Here is a 20,102-nt window from a genome sequence, read left to right on the forward strand (position 1 = left end):
CAGCCTAATAAGGGCGGCACCGGATCAATGTGTTGGCGGGGCCGCCGTGGATCCGCGGACCACCAGTTCGGTGCCCAGCTCGATCCGTTGCGGCAGTTCCTCGTCGCCGTCCAGGTGCCGCAGCAGGGCACGCATGGCGGTTTCCGCCATCTGCACCACCGGCTGCCGGATGGTGGTGAGGCCCGGCTCAACCCATTCGGCGGCGGGGATGTCGTCGAAACCAATGATGGACAGGTCTTCCGGGATGCGCAGCCCGGCAGAGCGCGCCGCACGGTAGGCGCCCAGTGCCTGGTCGTCGTTGCCGGTGAAGATCGCCGTCGGCCTGTCCGGCAGTTCCAGTAGCTTGCGCGTGGCCGCCTCGCCGGCCTCGATGGAAAAGTTGCCCGGCACCATCAGGGCCGGGTCCAGCGCAATGCCGGCCCGGCGCAGCGCGGAGATGTAGCCGTCCTCGCGGGCGCTGCTGCATTGCAGGTCTTCGCGTCCGCCAATCATGGCGATCCGTTTGTGCCCCAGCTTGAGCAGGTGTTCCGTGGCCGAGTAGCCGCCCTCCCAGTTGGCCGCGCCCACCGTCATCAGGTCCGGTCCGGGCTGGCCCACGGGGTCGATCAGGACCACCGGGATCCCCAGCGATTTCACCCGCTGGATCTGTTTGGCGTCCAGCTGGTACACGGCCATCAGCAGGCCGTCGGATTTACGCTCCGCGAGGTTTGCCAACCAGGGCCGGATTCGGGACCCGTCCAGGCTCAGGCTGCTCACCACGGTTCCGTATCCGGCGTCCTGCGCCACCCGCTCCACGCCCTCGATGATCTCCAAGGCCCATTCCGAGCCCAGGCCGGGAAACACGAGGTCCACAAGGCCGGCCTTCTGCCGGCGCTTGGCCGGGCGGCGCGCGTAATCGCGGCGGGCGATGATTTCCTCCACCCGCGCCCGGGTCTCCGCGGCGACGTGCGCATGCCCGTTCAGCACCTTGGACACGGTGGGAACGGATACGCCGGCCTCGCGGGCAATCTCGCTGATTGTCGCGCGCCCGGTGTCCTGTTTGCTCACCACGGAAACCACCCTTTCACCCGGGTCACGCGCCCGGGGCTAGTTATCGGAAAGTTCCCACGCCTGAATCCGGCCGCACATGCCGTAAATCCTGCGGTTTTCCCGTTTTCCCATCGTAGTTCGCGCGTTCGCCAGATAGATACTTTCCGCCGTGTCCAGAGAAGCCAGTTGCCGCCGGGTGACCTCGGCCTGCCGGGCTGCGCCGGCTGCCAGAAGCCCGGCCCAGGCTCCGGCCCTGGCGGACGCCAGCCGGGCGGCCGCGGCGTGGAATCCCGCCAACGCCGCCGGCCCGGATTCGAGGACAGCGTCCTTGAGCGCCAGGTAGCCTTCCAGCGCCAGGTCACGACGACGGCGCGCGGCTTCCTCGGCTGCGACCAGTCCCGTGTCGGCATCAGTCTGCTCCAGGACCGCGGCGCGGCGGTACGCTGCCGGGTCGGTGAGGTGCTCCGGCGGGAAGGTCATCACGGCGTCCCCGTGTTCGGGCAGCCCTGCGTTTTGCATGACCACCAGGATCTTCAGGTCCCCCGAATCGTTGATGGCGCGGTGGACTGTACCGGGGGTGAACCAGAGAACCACGCCGGGCTCCAGCGCAGTGGTGGTGAACCCTCGTGAATCAAGGGTCTCCAGCCGGCCCGCTCCCGCCAGCACCACATACGCCTCGGTGGAGGCGGTGTGCACGTGCGGCGATCCGCCGGCGGCGCCATCCGCCCCCGGCCAGTCGTAAATGCTGATCTCGGACAGGCCGGTAGCACCCGGGAACGTTGAGCCCATACTCAGGCCCAATTGCCAAGGGCGGTTTGCGCGGCTGCCGCCAGCGCCGCGGCACGGCCCTGGTCCACGCCGCCGTCGGCGATCACCACCGCATAGCGGTACGTCAGCGGCTCACCTGCCCGGAGCGGGACCTCGGCGCTGAAGAAGGGTGCTGAACCCAGGCAGGCGAACATGGAGGACCGCGCGAACCACTGGTTCGGTGCGCCGGGGTTCGAACCGTCTTCCACGAAGGCAACGGTGGAGGACCGGCAACTGACGTCGTGCTTGCCGGTAAAGGCGATCCACGGCGATCGGGTGCCCATGAATTCGTCGGTACCGGCGCCTTCCTGGTTGCGGAATTCGCCGCCGGTAAAGGACCGTGGGCCGCGCCAGAAGAGACCGCCGTAGCCTGCGTTGTGGCGGCCTTCCGTGGTGGGGCTGCCGATCCGGATCTCTGCCCCGGAGATGTTGTCCATCCGGGTTTCGAAGAGGATGGCGTAGGCACCTCCGGTTTCGTCGCCGGCACCGCCGTCCGCCAGCAACTGGACGTTGAACCGGCGGTCCTCCGCAATGACCGGGTCACCGTCCTGCGAGGTCCAGGTGAGGGATTCCGATGCGGTGATCCCTGCGCCGGAGTGCTCGATCCCGGTGAAGGCGGCGTGGGTCATGGCGCCGTTGTTGTCCAGGTTGGCGTACTCGGTGGCGCGCGTGTAGGTGGCGCCGCCCCAGAAGTTGTGGCTGCCCACGTTCGGGAGCGCCCAGGAGAGCCCCTTGTGCCAGACGTGGTCCCAGGGCCGGGAAATGGTCACGTCGTCTCCGCCCAAGGTGGTCAGCGGATGGAAGAACGGGCGGGGGCTCTCGTATTGGGGGTCGGTGGGCCGGTAGGTATAGGTGGCGATGGGCTTGCCGTCGGCGGTAAACGTGAGGGCTGCGCCGTCGTCGGTGACATCCAGCCGGGCTGTGTGGACGGCTGCAGGGGCGGTGGTCATGGCGGGAGGCTCCTTGGGGTGTGGGGTGTGGGGTGTCAGGCGCGGGCGGCGTCGAAAGCTGTTTCGTTGAGGGCCGTGGCATCCAGGGCGGCGGTGCCCAGCCCGTCTCCGTCCATCCCGCCGTAGAAGGGGTGGCCGGGGACGATCTCGCCGCGGCGGACGGCCCTGCCGGTAAAGGCGGAGGCGTAGATCGCGGCAGCGAGCTCAAGGGTCTGCCGGGCGGAGTCTGCGCCGGCGGGCAGCGGAAGCCCGGCGTCGAGCGCTTGGTACATGGCCAGGAACTGGGCGGAGTGTCCGCTGCCGCCTTCCAGCGGCCGGCTGCGCCATTCGGTGCGGACCCGGTCTTCGTGGCCTGGTGCGCCGGTAACGGTCCAGTTGTCCGTGGCGTAGCCGTAAAGGTGGCTCAGTTCCACGGTGGCGAACTCGCAGTCGATCCGGATGTCCGAGGTCTCCCGGGGCGAGAGCAACGAGTTGACGATGGTGGCCACGGCGCCGTTGCGGAACCGGACCAGCGCGGCGGACAGGTCTTCGGTGGACGTGGCACGTGCCTGCCGGCCTGCTATCGCGGTGACTTCCTCCCACGGTCCCAGCAGGTGCAGGAGGAGATCGAATTGGTGGATGCCGTGGCCCATGGTGGGGCCGCCACCCTCGGCGTTCCACGTGCCGCGCCAGGGCAGGTCCCAGTAGCTGTCCGGCCGGTACCAGAGGGTATCGCAGCGGGCCACCAGCGGGCGGCCGAACCCGGCGCCCCCGATCAGTTCCCGGGCGGCCGCGGCGGCATCCCCAAACCGGTGCTGGAACACGCAGGAGAACTGGGCGCCGCCTTTAGCCTGGGCTTTCTCCAGCCGGTCGAAGTCCGCCAGGCTCAGTGCCGGGGGCTTCTCCGAGAGGACATGCACCCCGGCTTCAAGGCATTCGATGGCTTGGTCGATGTGCAGCATGGGCGGGGTGCACAGGTGCACGATGTCCGGCTGGGCCCCCGCGAGCAGTTCGGCCACCGTGAGGTATGTGCCGGGAATGCCGTGCTTCTCCGCAAAGGAGTCCAGCCGGCCCTGGTCCACGTCGCAGGCTGCGACGAGCTCGGCGCGCCCGCCTGTCCGTGCCAGGTTGTCCGCGTGGACCGCGGCGATCCCGCCGGTGCCCACAATGGCCACTTTGTACGTGCGCATGTTCTCTCCGTCGTTGCAGTGAAGTCGTTGCCCAGAAGCGTGCCCCGAAGCGGTTGCCGTGATGATGCCGGACCACCCGGCATTGCACCGGCCGGGTGACCCTGCATCGCCGATGCTCCTCAAGAAACTTTCTATGCTCTCTTCGAAGTTTCGGATGCTCGCTGCAGCTACGTGTCCAAGGCTTTGTTTTCAACCGTAGGAAGATTTTGATTCCAGAGTCAAGGGGTTTCGATCTAGAAACTAAACATAAGTTTCTGATACTTTCTTAGAAACATCGTCCGATCCTAGGAGACGTCCGTGACCAGCGGTGCCGCCGAAAAGCAAGCCCTCCCCTCACCCGCGGCGGGCGTCGAGCCGCCTTCCGCCGTCGGACACCTGTCCCTCGAGGAGCTGGTGCGGCAGATGACCCTTGAGGAAAAACTGGCCCAGCTGGTGGGCGTGTGGGTAAATGCTTCCACTGAAGGCGACTCTGTTGCCCCGTTGCAGAACGAAATGGCAGGCGACGCCCGTTCCTGGGACGACGTGATTTCTGCGGGCCTCGGCCAGATCACCCGGATGTACGGCACGGTTCCGCTGGAACCACTTGAGGGGGCGCGCCGGCTGGCCGCTGCGCAGGAGCAGATCATGGCCGCCTCACGGTTCCGGATCCCCGCGCAGGTGCACGAGGAATGCCTGGCCGGGCTGGCCGCCTGGAAAGCGACCGCCTTCCCTGTACCGCTGGCCTGGGGCGCCACCTTCAACCCGGCGCTGGTGCGCCGGATGGCCGGCTTGATCGGCGGCCAGATGCGGCAACTGGGCGTCCACCAGGGCCTCGCGCCGGTACTGGATGTGGTGCGGGACCTCCGCTGGGGCAGGGTGGAAGAAACCATTGGCGAGGACCCCTACCTCGTGGGCACCGTGGCAAGCTCCTACGTCAAAGGGCTGGAAGCCGAAGGGATCATTGCCACCCTCAAGCACTTCGTGGGCTACTCCGCCTCACGCGCCGGACGGAACCACGCGCCCGTCTCCATGGGCCCCCGGGAACTCGCGGACGTCATGCTGCCGCCGTTCGAACTGGCCATCAAGGACGGCGGCGCCCGTTCCGTGATGCACGCCTACACGGACACCGACGGTATTCCCGCCGCGGCAAACCGTGCCCTGCTGACCTCCCTGCTCCGGGACGAGTGGGGCTTCGCCGGGACCGTGGTGGCGGACTACTTCGGCATCGCCTTCCTCAACGCCACGCATGGCATCGCCGCCGATTCCGGAGAGGCTGCAGCCCTGGCGTTGGCAGCGGGCGTGGACGTGGAACTGCCAACGGTGAACTGCTACGGCCTGCCCCTGCTTGAGCGCGTGCGCTCCGGCGAGGTCCCCGAATCCCTGGTGGACACCGCACTCCTGCGGGTGCTCCGGCAAAAGCAGGAAGCCGGGCTGCTCTCGCCGGACTTCGACCCAGCTCCCCCGGCCCTGGCTGCCGGCGCCATCGACCTTGACCCTGCGGCCCACCGGGCGCTGGCCCGGGAGATCGCCACGCAGTCCCTGGTGCTGCTGACCAACAGGGCGCACGACGACGGGCCAAGCCTGCCGCTGCCGGCGGCGGCTTTGGCGTCGGTGGGCGTCGTGGGGCCGCTGGCGCAGGACCCGTTCGCCATGCTGGGCTGCTATTCCTTTGACGCCCACGTCGGCGCATCGCATCCCGAGGTGCCCATGGGCATCCGGGTTCCGACTGTGGCCGGTGCAGCCGCCGAGCGGTTTGGCCGGATCCGGACCGCCGCCACGGGAACGTGCGAGGCCATCAGCGACACGCAGGTCCTGGAAGCCTGCCGGATTGCCTCAGCGGTGGACACCTGCGTGATCGTAGTGGGTGACAATGCGGGCCTCTTTGGCCGGGGCACCTCCGGCGAAGGCAACGACGCTGCCGACCTGCGGCTCCCCGGTGACCAGCACCGCATGCTGGACCAGGTCCTCACGGCTGCCGAGGCCGCCGGCACCCGCACCATCGTGGTGGTCCTCAGCGGCCGGCCTTACGCGCTGGGCGACTTCGCGGCCAGGGCCGGAGCAATCGTGCAGGGGTTCTTCCCGGGCGAGGAGGGCGCCGAGGCGCTGTGGGACGTCCTGACCGGAGCCGTGACTCCGTCCGGCAAGCTGCCGGTTTCCGTGCCGCGGACCTCCGGCGGACAACCGGGCACCTACCTGCACAGCCGCCTGGCCGGGCCGTCCGGCGTCAGCGCACTGGACCCCTCACCGCTGTTCGGTTTCGGGCACGGCCTGTCCTACACGACCTTCGACTTTTCCTGCCACACGGCCAGCGGGCCCACGATGACGACGGCGGGCTCCGTCACCGTGGGATGCTCGGTGGCCAATACCGGCCCGGTTGACGGGGCGGAAGTGGTGCAGCTGTACCTCGAGGACCCGGTGGGCGAAGTGGTGCGGCCTGTCCGTGAACTGATTGGCTACGCCCGGGTTGACCTTGCGGCCGGCGCCGCGGCCCGGGTGGAGTTCACGGTGCACGCGGACCGGACCTCCTTTACCGGGGTGGACCTGAAGCGGGTGGTGACCCCGGGCTTGGTGAAGCTCCATGTATCGACCTCCAGCAGCCGGGACCTCCACACCCACGAACTCATCCTGCACGGCGACCGCCGCGAGGTGGGCTTTGACCGGGAGATGCTGACACCGGTAACGGTAACCCCGCTTTAGCCGTGCCGACCGGACCTGTCATCCCCGGCCGTGCACCGGCCTGGCGTTAGCCGGGGGTTCCCCAACCTCATGGATGCCATGGCCGCTGCAGGCCGTCTTGGTGACGACGGCCCGCTCGATGCGCGAGACGGTGAACCACCGCATTGCGTCGCGCAGCCGGCACCACCCAACCAGGTACCACTGGCCGCTGGTGGCGGCGAACAGCACCGGCTCGACGTCGCGGGTGGTGGCGGTCCCGTCCCCCGCCGTGTAGCGGAGGCGGATCACGCGCTGCTCGGCCATCGCCTCCTCCAGTGCGGATTTGATGGCGCGGGACGAGGCGGGAAGCGCGTTGACCCAGACGCGGTGGGCCAGCTCGTCCGCTTGTGCCCGGGTTTTGGGATCGAGGACATCCATGATCTTTCGGACACCTGCTGCTGCCAGATCGGCGTAGGGGACATCAGGCGCGGCGGACACCGCTGCCATGAGCGCCACGGCCTGGGCCGGTGACAGGCTGACGGGAGGCAGGGACGCACCTCCAGCCAAACCGTAGCCACCGCCCGGACCCGGCCGGGACCATACCGGCGCCCCGCTGTTCTCCAACGCATCGAGGTCCCGCTTGATGGTGCGAACGGATACCTCAAACGCCGCAGCCAGCCGTTCGGCGGAAATCCCCCGCCTGCCGCTGCGGCGCAACATCTCGGAGAGGGCATGGAGCCGTTCGACCCGCTTCACCGTTCAGGCCCTGGCAAATTCATGACATAAATAGTGACATACCCTTGTCCGGTACGCCTGCGAGGGTATTGGCATGACAACTACTTCAAGCCGTCCCATTGTTCTCATCGCCGGCCACTGGCTGGGCGCCTGGGCGTGGGACGAAGTGCTGGAACACCTGGCAACCGACCACTCCCGCGCAGTCGCGATGACGCTGCCCGGCCTCGACGTGGACGATCCCGGGCGTGCGGCAAAAACCCTCGACGACCAGGCCGCAGCGGTCCTGGACGTCGTCAGCCGGCTCGGGGCCTCTGCGGACCAGCCCGCCATCCTCGTCGCCCACAGCGGAGCAAACGCCCCAGTCAGCCTCGTCCTTGACCGACACCCCGAACTTGTCCATCGAGTGGTGTGGGTCGACTCGGGCCCTGTGGCACCGGGAAGCGGCTTCGGCGCGGGCATCCCGGGAGAGTTGGCGGAGCTTCCGCTGCCGCCCTTCGATGTCCTCGGACAGCAGGCGAGCCTCGAGGGCCTGAGCCCGGAAGTCCTCGAGCGTTTTCGGGCCCGGGCCGTCCCTGAACCCGGGCCTGTGCTTCGTCAGGCCGTCGAGCTCAGGAACGATGCCCGCCACAAGGTCCGGATCACCCTGGTGTGCTGTTCGATTCCGAGCGCGCAGGTGCTGGAGCTCGCCCGCGGCGGGCATGCCATGTTTGCAGAAGTCGCGCACGTCGAACACCTCGACGTCATCGACCTCCCAACGGGGCACTGGCCCATGTGGAGCCGTCCCCGCGACCTCGCCAAAGCCATTGGGTCAGCCGCGTCCCGCACAAACTGACGAGGTCAGGCGAGAGTGAATTTCTCCTCAACCAGCGCCAGCAGCGGGCGCGAGTTCAGGCACACCAGGAACACCACGGTCCCGGCGAGCAGCGGCAGCAGGTAGGTGGTGGTCATCAGCAGGAGGGTGGCGGTGACGAACAGGATGCCGGCGTTGCCCAAGGAGACCCGCTTCCGGGCGCTGAAGCTGTACAGGGAGAGCCGGTACACGTCCCGGGTCCGGAACGAGAACCGGGACAACAGCAGCAGCGCGTTAAAGCCCGCTGTGGCCACGAGCAGCGCGAGGACCAGCAACGCCGGCCGGAGCGCCGGTGCGGCGGGTCCGAGCGACGGCAGTCCGGCGAGGTTCACCGCGATGACGGCCAGGACCAGCAGGTACGGCAGCCACACCTGCAGGGCCTGGCCGGCATTCATCCGGTAGCCGCGGATGAAGTCCTGGTACACCTGTCCCTCATGCCCCGTGAGCATCCGGTTGAACGCATAGATGCACGCCACCAGCGCCGGACCGGCCGGAATGAGCGCCGGCAGGACCAGCCAGGCCCCTGCGAACGGGGCCGCCACCAGTGCCGCCGGCAGCAGTACGTTGGCCAGCACCAGCAGGGCCGAGCCCGTCATCACGCCCGCCACGGTGCCGGCCGCCCTGAAGAGGGGGCCGGCACCGTACTCCGCTTTCTTCTGAACCACCAACTGCCTTTCGGTTGCCGCGGCAGGCAGGCTGCCGCCGTCGTCCGCCTACTTCTTGTCCGCGTAGGCCTTGTACGCCTTGTTGGCCAAATCTACATACTTGCCCATGCCCTTGCTGTCCAGCTCCTTGACGTAGGCGTCGAACTCGGAGAGGGGCCGCTGGCCGGTAATGAACTTCAAGGTGTTCTGCTTGACGTGGTCCTTGAGCGGCGTGAGCACCAGCGTGGCCTGTTCGCGGTCCGTGTCGCTGAACGGCACGGGCGGCGCCACTGGCTTGGGCGTCTTGCTCTTCATGGCCTTTTGGAACGCCAGCTCCTCGTCGTTGAAGGTGGACTGCAGCAAGTCCGTGGTGCCGCCATAGGAGAAATTGCCACCGGAGAAGCCGTAGTCCACGCGCAGGTCCTTGGTACCTGCCGGGTTCAGGCCCTGGAAGTTGATGTCCTTGGCCAGGACGCGCTTGCTGCCTTCCTTGGTGTAGGTGGTACCCTGGACGCCCCACTTGGAGAATTCCTGGCCGGCGTCGCTGTAGAACAGCCAGTCGATGTACTGCATCAGCGCCACGAAGCTGTCTTTGTCCTTCACCGAAGAGTTAAGCATGATGCCGTTCTCCAGCCGCGAACCACCGATCAGGTCACCGGCCGGGCCGCCGGGGACGGTGATCTTGCGGACCGCGAAGTTGCCCTTGCCCAGTGACTGCTCCATGGACGTGCGGTAGGTGATGATGTTCTGCGAGTTGGCGCTGATCACGAACGACTTGCCGGACGTGAACTTCTGGATGGCGGAATCGTCGGTCTGGGTGAAGCTTTCCGGGTCCATCAGGCCCTCGGACACCAGCGAGTTGAAGTAGGTGACCAGGTCCTTGAACTGGCTGCTGGCCGAGCCGAAGGCGAATTGCTTCTTGCCGTCGTCGAACGTCAAGCCGTCCACCAGGCCCCAGCCTGCCACCGTGCCGAACGCGGTGCCGGCAATGTTCAGCACGCTGTTGCCATTGAACCGGTCGGAGAAGGGCACGACGTCGGGATGGGACTTCTTGAGCTTGCGGAGCACCTCGCGGAACTCGTCCCAGCTCTTGGGCTCGGCAATGCCTTCCTTTTCCAGCACGTCGGTGCGGAACGCCAGCGTGTAGTCCGGCCAGAGCTCCTCGTGCAGGCCAGGCAGGACGTAGTACTTCCCGTCCTCCTGGGTGAGTCCAGCGATTTCAGGTTCCAGCTTCCATTTCTTGATTTTGTCCTGGTAGTGGGGCATGAGATCCACGTAGTCGCTGACCGGGAGAACCGCACCGGAGGACACATACGCGCTCTCCTGGCCCGGGTAGGTCTTGGCGATGATCTCGGGTGCGCTGCCGGAGCTGATCAGGAGGCTCCGCTTTTGCTCGTAGTCGCTGCTGGGGACGATGGTGGGCTGCAGCGTGACGTTGTTGTCGCTGGCCATCTTGGTGAAGAGCAGCCAGTCCTTCTTGTACGGGTAGGTGGGTTGGTCGCTGAAGAGGAACGTGAAGCTCAGCGGCGTCGTCGCCTTGAACGTGTCCCCCACCCCGAAGCTGTCCATCGCACCGTTGCGGGCCTTGGAGGTGTCCACCTTGCTGCCGGAATCCGAGTCGCACCCGGCCATCACCAGGCCGAAGGCTGCGAGCGCGGACAGGCCGAGGAAATCTCGTCTGCGGATCATGGGTTTTCCTTTCATAACGGGTTATTCCTTGACGGAGCCGAGCATGACGCCCGAAAAGAAGTACTTCTGGACGAACGGGTAGACGCACAGGATGGGGATGATGGTGAGCACGATGGTCACCGACTGGATGTTGGCGGCGATCTGGCCCACGTTCTCTGCCGTGCCGCCGGCCGAACCCGCGGTGGTGACGCCGGCAATCATGTTGCGGAGGTAGATGGTTACCGGGAACAGGTCCGGGTTGTCCAGGTAAAGGAACGCCTGGAACCAGGAGTTCCAGTTGGCCACGGCGTAGAAGAGCACCATGGTGGCCACGATGGCCTTACTCAGCGGCAGCACCACCTTGAACAGGACGCCGTACTGGGTGAGGCCGTCGATGGCGGCCGCCTCCTCCAGTTCCCGGGGCATGTTTTCGAAGAACGACTTCATGATCAGCAGGTTGAAGACACTGATGGCGTTGGGCAGCACCACGGCCCACAGGGTGTCCCGCATGCCCAGCGACGTGATGAGCACGTAGTTGGGGATCAGGCCGCCGTTGAAGAACATGGTGAACACGGCGATGCCGATGAACACGCTGCGTCCCTTGAGGTCCTTCTTGGCGATCGCGTACGCGAAGCTGGTGGTCAGGACCATCGAGATCGCGGTGGCCACCACCGTGTACAGGACGGTGTTGCCGTAATTCCGCCAGAACACCGAGTCCGCCAGGATAAGCTGGTAGGTCTGGGTGTTGAACCCCAGCGGGAAAAGGTTGACCTGCCCGGCGTTGATGAACCCTTCGCTGGAGAAGCTCTGCGCCAGGATGTTCAGGAACGGGTACATGGTCAGGAAGACCACCACCAGCAGGAACACCAGGTTGGCCACGCGGAACACCCGCATGCTGCGGGAGACCTTCATGTCCTTGACCAGCACACCGGTGTCCGCCGTGGGCTTTTGCACTGCGGTTTCCTTCACGGTTGTCCCTTTCACGATGGCCCCTTTCACCACAGGCTCGTTCCGGCGAGCCGTTTGGAGATGGCGTTCGCGGATAGGATCAGCGTGAGGCCGATGACGGATTCGAACATGCCGATCGCGGCCGCGTAGCTGAAGTTGGACGATTCCAGGCCCACCCGGTACAGGTAGGTGGAGATGACGTCCGAGGTCTGGTAGTTGAGCGGGTTGTAAATCAGCAGGATCTTCTCGAAGCCCACGGCCATGAACGTGCCGATGTTCAGGATCAGCAGCGTGATGATGGTGGGCCGGATGGCCGGGAGGGTCACATGCCAGGTCTGTTGCCACCGGTTGGCGCCGTCGATCCGGGCGGCCTCATACAGCGACTCGTCGACCCTGGTGAGGGCGGCCAGGTACAGGATGGCGCCCCAGCCCATGGTCTGCCACACCTCGGAGCTGATGTACATGGGCCGGAACCAGGCGGCGTCCTGGGTGAAGTTCACCGTGCTTCCGAAGACCGCACTGGCGATCTGGTTCACCGTACCGGTCATGGAGAAGTTCTGCAGGATCATGCCGGCGATGATCACCACTGACATGAAGTGCGGCAGGTACGCCACCGTCTGGACGAATTTCTTGAACTTCTGCGAGCGCAGCTCGTTCAGCATCAGCGCGAAGATGATGGGCATGGGGAAGCAGAACAGGAGGGTCAGCACGCCCAGGATGATGGTGTTCTGGAAGGCCTGCCAGAAACTGGGATCGTTGATGAACAGGGTGACGTACTTCAGTCCCACCCATTTCTCGCCGAAGATGCTGCCGCCGGGCTGGAATTGCCGGAACGCGATGACGTTGCCGGCCATGGGCAGGTAGCGGAAGATGGCGAAGTAGGCCAGCGGCAGCAGCACCAGCGTGTAGAGCCGCCAGTCGCGCTTGATGGCAAGCTTCCAGCCGCCGGGCTTGTTCCGTGGTTTGTCCTTGCGGCCGGGCGGCTGTGTGGTGACCGCTCCGGGAGGTACTTCCAATTGCGTGGCCATGTTGCCTCCTACCGGCCGGCTTCTGCGTATGTGCGGGCGTGTTCGCCAGTTGCCTCTTCCAGGACCAGGACCCCGTTGGCGGCCAGTTCCACTGCACCCGTGATTCGGGTGCCGGTGAGCACGTCCGTGCCGCCCGCCCCAACATCCACCCGGGCCGGTGCGTCGTTGTGGTTGAGGACCAGCAGGTAGCTGCGTCCGTTGCCGGCACGACGGCGGACCTGCACTCCCAGCGGTGCGTCCAGTTCGGGGCGGATCCCCGCAGCGGTCCGTTCGGCGTCGAGCAGTTCCTCCAGGTAGGTGCCGTCCACCCTCGCCGAGAGGTAGACGGCGGTGCCGCGGCCGAAACTGTTGCGGGTGACGGCCGGCGACCCGGCCAGCCTGCCCGAGGCGTAGCTGGCCAGCACCTCCGCCGAGGTGGCGTGCAGGTGTTCGGTCCAGTAATCCGCTGAGGCCGTGCCGCCGTCGGCCGTTGAAAGCTTGACGGCCTCGCCCTCCCCGGCCAGCGGGTGCATCTCCTCGCTCCACGCGCCCAGGACGTTGCGGAGGGCGCCAGGGTAGCCGCCGAGCCGGATCGTGTTGTCCTGGTCCACAATGCCGGAGAGGTAGCTGGCCACCAGCCGGCCGCCGCCGGCGACGTAGTCCTCGTAGCGCTGTGCGGCGTCGTCGGTAAGCAGGTAGGTGGCGGGAAGGACCACCAAGCTGTACTGGTGAAGGTCGCTGGTGGTGTCCACGAAGTCCACGGTGATGTTGGCGTCAAAGAAGGGCCGGTAAAGGCGGAGGACTTCCTGCGCGTAGCTCAGGTCCGAGCGGGGCGAGTTGCCCAGTTCCAGGGCCCACCAGCAGTCCCAGTCAAAGACCAGCGCCACCTTGGCGGTGGAGCGGGTGCCGGTGATTCCGGAGAGGTTCTTGAGCTCCCGGCCCAGTTCGCAGACCTCCCGGAACACCCGCGTGTTGGGGCCGGCATGGTTGACCATGCCGGAGTGGAAGCGTTCGGTGCCTCCCCTGGCCTGGCGCCACTGGAAAAAGAGGATGGAATCGGCTCCCTGGGCAATCGCCTGGTAGGAGCCTAAACGCATCTTGCCGGGCAGTTTGGAGACGTTGACGGACCATTGGCTGACGGCTGCGGTGGCTTGTTCCATGACCAGCCAGGGCTGGCCCTTCCGCAGTGAGCGCATGAGGTCGAAGTTGAGGGCGGCGGCAACGTGCGCGTCGGATTCGCGAGGGTCCGGATAGATGTCCAGTGCGGCGGCATCTTCCTCGGCGGCCCAGGCCCAGTAGTCGTTGTTCTTGTAGAAGCGCATGAAGTTGGTGACAACGGGCAGTTCCGGCGTGTGGCGGCGCAGGATGTCCCGTTCGGCCTTGTAGTGCGCCAGCATGCTGTCCGAGGTGAACCGGTGGTAATCGAGCCGGCGGGACGGGTTGGACCAGGTGCGGGGCTGGGCAGGTGCATTGACCTGGGCCCAGTCGGAGTAGACCTGGCCCCACACGTCGGTGCTCCAGGCCCGGTTCAGTTCCTCCAGGCTGCCGTACTTGTCCTGGAGCCATTCCCGGAAGGCGCGGTCGGCGTGCGGGCCGTAGGAGACGGGGCCGTACTCGTTGTTGACGTGCCACATGCACAGGGCGGGGTGGGCGGCGTACCGCTCCCCCATCTTTTCCGCCATCGCCAGGGACTTTTCCCGGTAGGCGGGGTGGGAGACGTCGAAGTGCTGGCGGGAGCCGAAGCCGAAGGTGCTGCCGTCAGCCAGGACCGGAAGGATGTCCGGGTGCCGGGCGATCAGCCAGGCCGGCGGGACAGCGTCCGGAGTGGCCAGGTCCACGCCGATGCCGTTGGCGTGCAGCAGGTCCATGATCTCGTCCAGCCAGCTGAAGTCGTAGATGCCGTCCGCCGTTTCGAGTCTGCTCCAGGAGAAAACGGCCAGGGTAACCAGGTTGACCCCTGCTTCCTTCATGAGGCGGACGTCCTCGTCCCACACCTCGCGCGGCCACTGCTCGGGGTTGTAATCCCCTCCGTAGGCGATGCCGCCAAGCCGGTCATGCAGGCGCTTAAGCCGGTGTTCGGGTGTATGGGTGCGTTGCTCGCTGGTCATCATTGTCCTTTGGTTGGCATGTTGGCCGCGGGTTCCCCACCAGTGCGACCTGCATCACACAGAGAAACTATCGTAAACTTTCAGCAATAACAACAGGTACGTGAAAGTAGGAGCGCACTCCATTCTCCGCATTGCCGCGGATGCGAACGCTAACATGGATGCATACAGAAGGCCCCCGTCCGGAAAAAGTCGGTCCAGGCGCAGGCCAAGTTCCGTATTTTCCAGGGTTGGAAGAAACTATCGGAGCTGCTTGTACGACCGGCGTGGCAGGTTTCGCAGCGCCAACGCCAGTATCAACAGCCAGCCTGGGACCGCACGATCCAGGCCGGCCACCCCCCGGTGGGCGCGAACGCCCTCCTCCGCCAGCGGCAGGCAGTGGTCCGGCGCCCGCTATCCTGGCTCTTTGATGTCCTGCAGCACTTCATTGCGTCGCAGGAACCAGGGCTTGAAGGGCGGGTCGAAGCGCGCGTATCGCGGAGCGCCGACCGGCGTCAGCCCGGCAACTTTCAGTGCCGCTTGGAGCCCCGCGGTATGCCGCTCGAAGGAAGAAGCGGAGCCGCCGCCCGTGAAGCTGAGGGCAGCGGAAAGGGAGGCCGGAACGGCGCGCACCGTCACCCTGGGGTCGGCGGGAGCCGGGGCCGTGTCGGCCGTGACGCCGGCCGGGAGCACGAATCCCACCACGAACTCCGCCGGCCCACGGGCTCCCGGCAACGGCCCCTGCTGCAGCACGGGAGCCGTCATGGCCAGCTTCTGCGGGGAACCAGGCTCCTGGATGACGGGCGCAGTCATGGCCAGCTTGCGGCGGGCGGAGTTGTTGCCGCTGATGTAATTGAACAGGTAGCGGAACGCCGCGTTTCCGGCCCGGTCAAAGTCCGCCCTGACCTTGACCTCAGCCACGACGTAAGCCGGATACCAACGGAGCTCGAAATGTGGATACCGGCGGATCAGTTCATAGGGCTGATGTTCAGTCATGGTGCGTCAGAGCCTACGCCCGTGGCGCCTGGGCGGCCAGACCTGCGCCCCGGCTCACACCACGCGCCGTGTGGCGCGCCTCCGAAGGAAGCCGCGCAGGGCCCCCACTCCCATCAGGACGACGGCCAGGGTTCCAATTCCACCGAAGAGCGCTGTCAGGACCACGCCGGCACCACGGAACCACTCTCCGCCACTTTCATAGCCCGGAACGATCGCCCGGCCAGGATCATCTTCGGCATAGATCACAGGAACATCGGTTCCCACCACAGGGTGCTGGTCGTGGTCCACGGCCGCGAACGTCCGGTGGGCCGATCCGTCCGGCGTCGTGAAGTCAACCCGGATCCTGCGCTGGGATGCCTTGGTGACATCGTCAAAGTGGAGGACGTTCCGGTTGCCCGCGCTCCAGTGCGCGCGAGTTCTTCGTCCGCGTTGATCATGAAGCTGCCCGCACCGATCATGATGGGCCCCAGGCAAAGGACCAGGACGGTGACCGCCAGGTTCAGCCTTATCTTCCACGGCCGCGCGGGTTTGCGGTTCTTGTCGGTTCTGCGCCCAGTCACGGCTCCCATTCTGCCCGAGCCTGTCAGCAAAACCACACACTGGACCGTTGCCATGGGCAACCATGAGCGGCATACTAGTTAGCAGAACTAATTAGCAGTGCTAAATAACCGCAGCAGGAGGCGCACCCGCTTACATGTCACCCGCCCACACCAAACCCCAGGCCACAGCAGACCCCACCGCCCCGGACACCCTCGCCATCGACCTGCGCACCGCCGTGATGCGCACGTCCCGCCGGCTCCGCGTCGAAGCAACCGGCGACATCATCACCCCTGGCCAGTACACCGTCCTGGCCCTGCTCAACGGCAGCGGTCCCAGCACGCTGCGCGCACTGGCAGAGAGCGAACACGTCCAGGCCCCGTCCATGACCAGGATCGTCAACGCCCTCGCCGACCAAGGATTCGTCACCAGGTCCGCCCATCCCGACGACGGCCGCCAGGTTCGCGTGGACATCACCGACGCCGGCAGGACGGTCCTCGAGGAAGCACGCCGGCAGCGGACCGCTTGGCTGGCCCGGCGCGTGGCAGGACTCAGCGAGGATGACCGGCTCACACTGAGCCGCGCGGCCCGCATCATGCAGGAAATGAGCGCCAAATGAGTGCCATGTTCCGGGCCCTCGAAAACCCCAACTACCGCATCTGGGCCGGCGGCGCGATCGTGTCCAACATCGGCACCTGGATGCAGCGGGTGGCACAGGACTGGCTGGTCCTGACCGTCCTTACGGACCACTCCGGTGCCGCGGTGGGCCTCACCACCGGCCTGCAGTTCCTGCCCATGCTGCTGTTCGGCCCGTACGGCGGAGTGCTGGCGGACCGGTACCGCAAGCGCATCATCCTGATGTGGACGCAGCTGGCCATGGGCTTCACCGGCTTGGCCATCGGCCTGCTCGTGGTCACCGGCACCGCCCAGTTGTGGCACGCCTACGTGGCTGCGTTCTGCCTGGGAGTTGCCAGCGCCGTGGATGCCCCCGCCCGCCAGGCCTTCGTGTCCGAACTGGTTGGCCAGGACAACATCTCCAATGCAGTGGCCTTGAACTCGGCGTCCTTCAATACCGCCCGGCTTACCGGCCCCGCAATCGCCGGCGTCCTCATCGCGTGGGTGGGCACCGGCCCGGTGTTCCTGCTCAACGCTGCCAGCTTCGCCGCCGTCCTGGTCTCGCTGTTCCGGATCCGCATCACCCAGCCGGCCCCCGTGGCAGGCCAACGCAACAAGCACCAGGTGGTGGAGGGCATCCGGTATGTGCGCCGCCGTCCGGATCTGATGTTGATCATGGTCCTGGTGGGTATCCTGGGCGCGTTCGGCATGAACTTCCCGGTCATCAACTCGCTGATGGCCACCACCGAGTTCAGCATGGGGCCCAGTGAATTCGGGCTCCTCGGCTCGATCATGGCGGTAGGTACGCTCGCCGGCGCCCTCCTGGCCGCGCGCCGGTCCGGCCCCCGGCTGCGCTTCCTCCTGGGCGGCGCGTTGGGGCTGGGCTTCTTCACGATCCTCGGCAGCCTGGCGCCATCGTTCTGGACGTACGCAGCCATCCTGGTTCCGGTGGGCCTGGCGTCCATCACTTTCCTGAACAGCTGCAACACCAGCATCCAGCTCTCCGTGGAAGCCCCGTTCCGTGGCCGCGTCCTGGCGCTGTACCTGGCAGTGCTGCAAGGCGGCACCGCGCTGGGTTCGCCCCTGGTGGGGTGGATAGGCAGCCAGTACGGTGCACGCTGGTCGGTCGCCTCCGGCGGCATCGTGGTGCTCCTGGCCGGAATCGCGGCGGTGGTGGCGGTGAGCAGGCGGAACCGGATTACTTTCCGCGGCGCGCTCCGGATGGCGCTGGGCAGGCGGGAACCGGCCGTCTGAGAGTCGGGTGGGCGGGTACGGCCGATCCCGGCACCTGCGGCAAAGCCCGGACAAGCTTTACGGCATGGGCGCGCCGATGATATCCACCGAGATTTCGACCGCCGGCACCACTCCCCGGTTCTCCAGCCAGTGCAGGGTGTTCCGGTCCTCCGGCCAGCCCACGCCCGGCCCGTACTCCGTGGCAACCCCGTCCCGGTGGTCGGTGATGATCCCCGAGAGGACATAGACAGTGCCAGGCCGGCCTGCATGGTCATGGAGGGGGCCGAACACTCCACCGGGCTCGATGGTCACCATCCGCATCCGCAACTGGCGCCCTTCCATCCCGTCGATCTCGCCGGCAAGGTCGACCGCAGCCAGCAACTCCACCGAGACGCCAGCGGTCTTCGGTGCCACCTCCTCGACGCTCATCGCGCCCCTTCCCACAACCTCAATCTGCGGCGGCGCCGGCCCTGCCCCTGCCGGGGCACCCGGGTGCAGGTGCTTCCGGCGGCGGGTGCCGGCGTCGTCCTTAATGTGCCGGGCCTGCGACAGCGGGCCGCGGCGTTCAACGGGGCAGCGATGAAATGTTCAGGATGTTGCCCTCACTGTCCAGGAACCAGGCGGCGTCGCCCATTCCCTCCATCGAGGCGATGCCGTTCTCTGTCTTCAGTCCGGGCATGTCGTACTCCTCGAAAACGACGCCCCGGCCGCGCAACTCCTCGACGTCGCGCCGTACGTCATCGGTTCCCCACCCTATCTGCGTGTTCTTGGCCGAGCCGGCGTTGTCCGTTTGGTAAATCAGGAACGCGGTACCCTTCCCGCACCGGTACACGAGCCCGCCGTCACTCATGGTCCGCTCGGGCTCCAAACCCAGCTTGTCCCGGTAGAACTCCCGTGCCCGGTCAATGTCCTTTGCCGGCAATACAGCCATGACTTCCAGATCTTTGAGCATGACAACAACTCTCCTTGCCACTTTTCCTGATGGCGATGCTCTCCCCCGAATCGGTCCGGCCGTCCCCCGCCGGGCCTCGTGGCCGTCCTTCCCGCCGAATGCCGGGGCGGCCACCTGGAGCTCCCTGATCCGCGGCGGCAGAAGCCATCGGTACGGGGTTCCCGAAGTCTACGAGGCCATTATGGAACTGTTCGTCCCCGCATGGAATAGGGGTTTTTATTGCGGGTGGGGCAGCGGCAGTGCAGCTATTTCCGGGCCGCCGAGATGGCCCTGCGGGCCGCCCTGCCTGCCACGGCCACCAGGGGAACCAGGCATGCCAGGACGGCGATGGTGTTGGGGCGGAACGCCGCCCTGCCATTGACTGTCCGGTACACCCCCAAGGGCAGGACGAACCCGCCGCCGCCTCCACCTGACGCACCTTTCTCCGATTCCATGCCGCCACCGAAGCCGAAGGAGACCAGCGCCACGGGCACGATCTCCTCCCCGCCGAGAGTGACCGTCGTGCCGTAGGCGCGGGCCACGCCCATGTTCTTGAAGGTGTCCACCAGGGATGCGAAGGTGTCAGGCATGGGTTCAGGATAGGCGCCGCCGTGGACGGGCCGGCAGGTCCTTTGGTCCTGCCACAGCGTTCCTCACCGCTTCGCAGGCGTTCCTGCCCGCCGAAGCTTGGAGAAGGCTCCGAGGCTGTAGGCAAGCAGGACCAGCGCCATGGCCACTCCGGCGGTCGCCGCCGCCGACGCCGCGCCCGGTTCCGTCCCGCTCAGCAGCCCAATACCGCCAATCGCTGCGAGCAGTCCGCCCAGAAGGTAGAACATGGGCTCCTTGAAGGCCCACGCGAACGGCACGAAATGGAGGCCGACCACCAGTGCGATCAGCGCCGGACGCAGCACCAGCGCACCTCGGGCGTCAAGCAATGAACTACCGGCCGCTATCAGCGCGAATTCAGCCACCACGCACAGGACATAGACCGCAATGTGTCTGCCGCGGGGTGGCACGAAGGGTCCCAGGAAACGTGGCCTGGCGAAGAGGAACCACAGGCTGGCGCCCACCGCCCCGAGGACCAGGACGCGCGCGGCGCCGGACAATAGGTCCGCAAACCCTGACGTGTAGGAGAACACGAAGAGGCATGCACCCCCAAGGCCAAGCAGGGCTCCCGTACGGCGGGGGTCAGCAAACCGCGGAGGTCCATCAGCCGGCAAAGAGGTTGTCCGCTTAAGTAAAGTCACTGGATAATTTTCGCAGAG

Annotated in this window: 20 protein-coding genes; 4 read left to right on the forward strand and 16 right to left on the reverse strand. The window is 66.4% G+C overall.

Features of this window, described 5'->3' with window-relative positions; all coding sequences use genetic code 11:
* Window positions 1-24 precede the first annotated feature (24 nt).
* The 4 genes from AC4EEO_RS14265 to AC4EEO_RS14280 are packed head-to-tail and all read right to left on the reverse strand — an operon-like array spanning window position 25 to window position 3,955.
* Window positions 25-1,050, reverse strand: a complete 1,026-nt coding sequence (locus AC4EEO_RS14265) for a LacI family DNA-binding transcriptional regulator (protein ID WP_109863988.1) — start codon at window positions 1,048-1,050, stop codon at window positions 25-27.
* A gap of 36 nt (window positions 1,051-1,086) precedes the next feature.
* Complete coding sequence (locus AC4EEO_RS14270; protein WP_491339130.1) at window positions 1,087-1,818, reverse strand: cupin domain-containing protein; 732 nt, start codon at window positions 1,816-1,818, stop codon at window positions 1,087-1,089.
* Window positions 1,819-1,820: 2 nt separating this feature from the next.
* Window positions 1,821-2,786 (reverse strand): DUF6807 domain-containing protein, encoded by a 966-nt coding sequence (locus AC4EEO_RS14275; RefSeq protein ID WP_491339131.1) that lies wholly within the window; start codon window positions 2,784-2,786, stop codon window positions 1,821-1,823.
* A gap of 35 nt (window positions 2,787-2,821) precedes the next feature.
* A complete protein-coding gene (locus AC4EEO_RS14280) occupies window positions 2,822-3,955 on the reverse strand; it encodes a Gfo/Idh/MocA family protein (protein ID WP_491339132.1) in 1,134 nt (377 codons plus the stop codon).
* A 297-nt stretch (window positions 3,956-4,252) separates the two neighbouring features.
* Here AC4EEO_RS14280 and AC4EEO_RS14285 point away from each other — a divergent pair, with 297 nt between their 5' ends.
* On the forward strand, window positions 4,253-6,631 hold the full coding sequence (locus tag AC4EEO_RS14285) for a glycoside hydrolase family 3 N-terminal domain-containing protein (protein WP_491339133.1): 2,379 nt from the start codon (window positions 4,253-4,255) through the stop codon (window positions 6,629-6,631).
* Between the two features lie 18 nt (window positions 6,632-6,649).
* On the opposite strand, the gene AC4EEO_RS14290 is transcribed toward AC4EEO_RS14285, so the two are convergent.
* Window positions 6,650-7,345 carry a helix-turn-helix transcriptional regulator gene (locus AC4EEO_RS14290; RefSeq protein ID WP_491339134.1) on the reverse strand — a complete coding sequence of 232 codons (696 nt, stop codon included), beginning with the start codon at window positions 7,343-7,345 and terminating at the stop codon, window positions 6,650-6,652.
* A 73-nt stretch (window positions 7,346-7,418) separates the two neighbouring features.
* Here AC4EEO_RS14290 and AC4EEO_RS14295 point away from each other — a divergent pair, with 73 nt between their 5' ends.
* On the forward strand, window positions 7,419-8,156 hold the full coding sequence (locus AC4EEO_RS14295; RefSeq protein ID WP_491339135.1) for an alpha/beta fold hydrolase: 738 nt from the start codon (window positions 7,419-7,421) through the stop codon (window positions 8,154-8,156).
* 5 nt (window positions 8,157-8,161) lie between these two features.
* Here AC4EEO_RS14295 and AC4EEO_RS14300 read toward each other — a convergent pair whose 3' ends face one another.
* From AC4EEO_RS14300 to AC4EEO_RS14330, 7 genes are all read right to left on the reverse strand, one after another.
* The gene (locus AC4EEO_RS14300; protein WP_491339136.1) at window positions 8,162-8,839 is read right to left on the reverse strand and encodes a DUF624 domain-containing protein; all 678 of its coding nucleotides are present in this window, start codon (window positions 8,837-8,839) and stop codon (window positions 8,162-8,164) included.
* Between the two features lie 48 nt (window positions 8,840-8,887).
* Window positions 8,888-10,522, reverse strand: a complete 1,635-nt coding sequence (locus tag AC4EEO_RS14305) for an ABC transporter substrate-binding protein (RefSeq protein WP_018762284.1) — start codon at window positions 10,520-10,522, stop codon at window positions 8,888-8,890.
* 6 nt (window positions 10,523-10,528) lie between these two features.
* Window positions 10,529-11,398, reverse strand: coding sequence for a carbohydrate ABC transporter permease (locus AC4EEO_RS14310; RefSeq protein WP_026264722.1), 870 nt, complete (start codon window positions 11,396-11,398; stop codon window positions 10,529-10,531).
* Between the two features lie 83 nt (window positions 11,399-11,481).
* Window positions 11,482-12,462, reverse strand: coding sequence for an ABC transporter permease (locus AC4EEO_RS14315; RefSeq protein ID WP_109863980.1), 981 nt, complete (start codon window positions 12,460-12,462; stop codon window positions 11,482-11,484).
* 8 nt (window positions 12,463-12,470) lie between these two features.
* On the reverse strand, window positions 12,471-14,552 hold the full coding sequence (locus AC4EEO_RS14320; protein ID WP_491339137.1) for a beta-galactosidase: 2,082 nt from the start codon (window positions 14,550-14,552) through the stop codon (window positions 12,471-12,473).
* A gap of 387 nt (window positions 14,553-14,939) precedes the next feature.
* Window positions 14,940-15,521: an SOUL family heme-binding protein gene (locus AC4EEO_RS14325; RefSeq protein ID WP_109863978.1), complete on the reverse strand. Its 582-nt coding sequence runs from the start codon at window positions 15,519-15,521 to the stop codon at window positions 14,940-14,942.
* 54 nt (window positions 15,522-15,575) lie between these two features.
* Entirely contained in the window at window positions 15,576-15,809 is a 234-nt protein-coding gene (locus AC4EEO_RS14330; protein ID WP_491339138.1) for a hypothetical protein, read from the reverse strand.
* 406 nt (window positions 15,810-16,215) lie between these two features.
* Here AC4EEO_RS14330 and AC4EEO_RS14335 point away from each other — a divergent pair, with 406 nt between their 5' ends.
* The gene (locus AC4EEO_RS14335) at window positions 16,216-16,677 is read left to right on the forward strand and encodes a MarR family winged helix-turn-helix transcriptional regulator (RefSeq protein ID WP_018762278.1); all 462 of its coding nucleotides are present in this window, start codon (window positions 16,216-16,218) and stop codon (window positions 16,675-16,677) included.
* Window positions 16,674-17,927: an MFS transporter gene (locus tag AC4EEO_RS14340; protein ID WP_491329415.1), complete on the forward strand. Its 1,254-nt coding sequence runs from the start codon at window positions 16,674-16,676 to the stop codon at window positions 17,925-17,927. Before AC4EEO_RS14335 ends, AC4EEO_RS14340 begins: the two co-directional genes overlap by 4 nt.
* A gap of 57 nt (window positions 17,928-17,984) precedes the next feature.
* Here AC4EEO_RS14340 and AC4EEO_RS14345 read toward each other — a convergent pair whose 3' ends face one another.
* The 4 genes from AC4EEO_RS14345 to AC4EEO_RS14360 form a co-directional block, all read right to left on the reverse strand.
* The gene (locus tag AC4EEO_RS14345) at window positions 17,985-18,335 is read right to left on the reverse strand and encodes a cupin domain-containing protein (RefSeq protein WP_285318545.1); all 351 of its coding nucleotides are present in this window, start codon (window positions 18,333-18,335) and stop codon (window positions 17,985-17,987) included.
* A gap of 136 nt (window positions 18,336-18,471) precedes the next feature.
* Entirely contained in the window at window positions 18,472-18,858 is a 387-nt protein-coding gene (locus AC4EEO_RS14350; protein ID WP_018762275.1) for a VOC family protein, read from the reverse strand.
* A 245-nt stretch (window positions 18,859-19,103) separates the two neighbouring features.
* On the reverse strand, window positions 19,104-19,427 hold the full coding sequence (locus AC4EEO_RS14355) for a hypothetical protein (protein WP_018762274.1): 324 nt from the start codon (window positions 19,425-19,427) through the stop codon (window positions 19,104-19,106).
* Window positions 19,428-19,490: 63 nt separating this feature from the next.
* Window positions 19,491-20,084 (reverse strand): hypothetical protein, encoded by a 594-nt coding sequence (locus AC4EEO_RS14360; RefSeq protein ID WP_133247109.1) that lies wholly within the window; start codon window positions 20,082-20,084, stop codon window positions 19,491-19,493.
* Window positions 20,085-20,102: the final 18 nt, after the last annotated feature.

This window comes from Pseudarthrobacter sp. MOO13, from assembly GCF_058267655.1.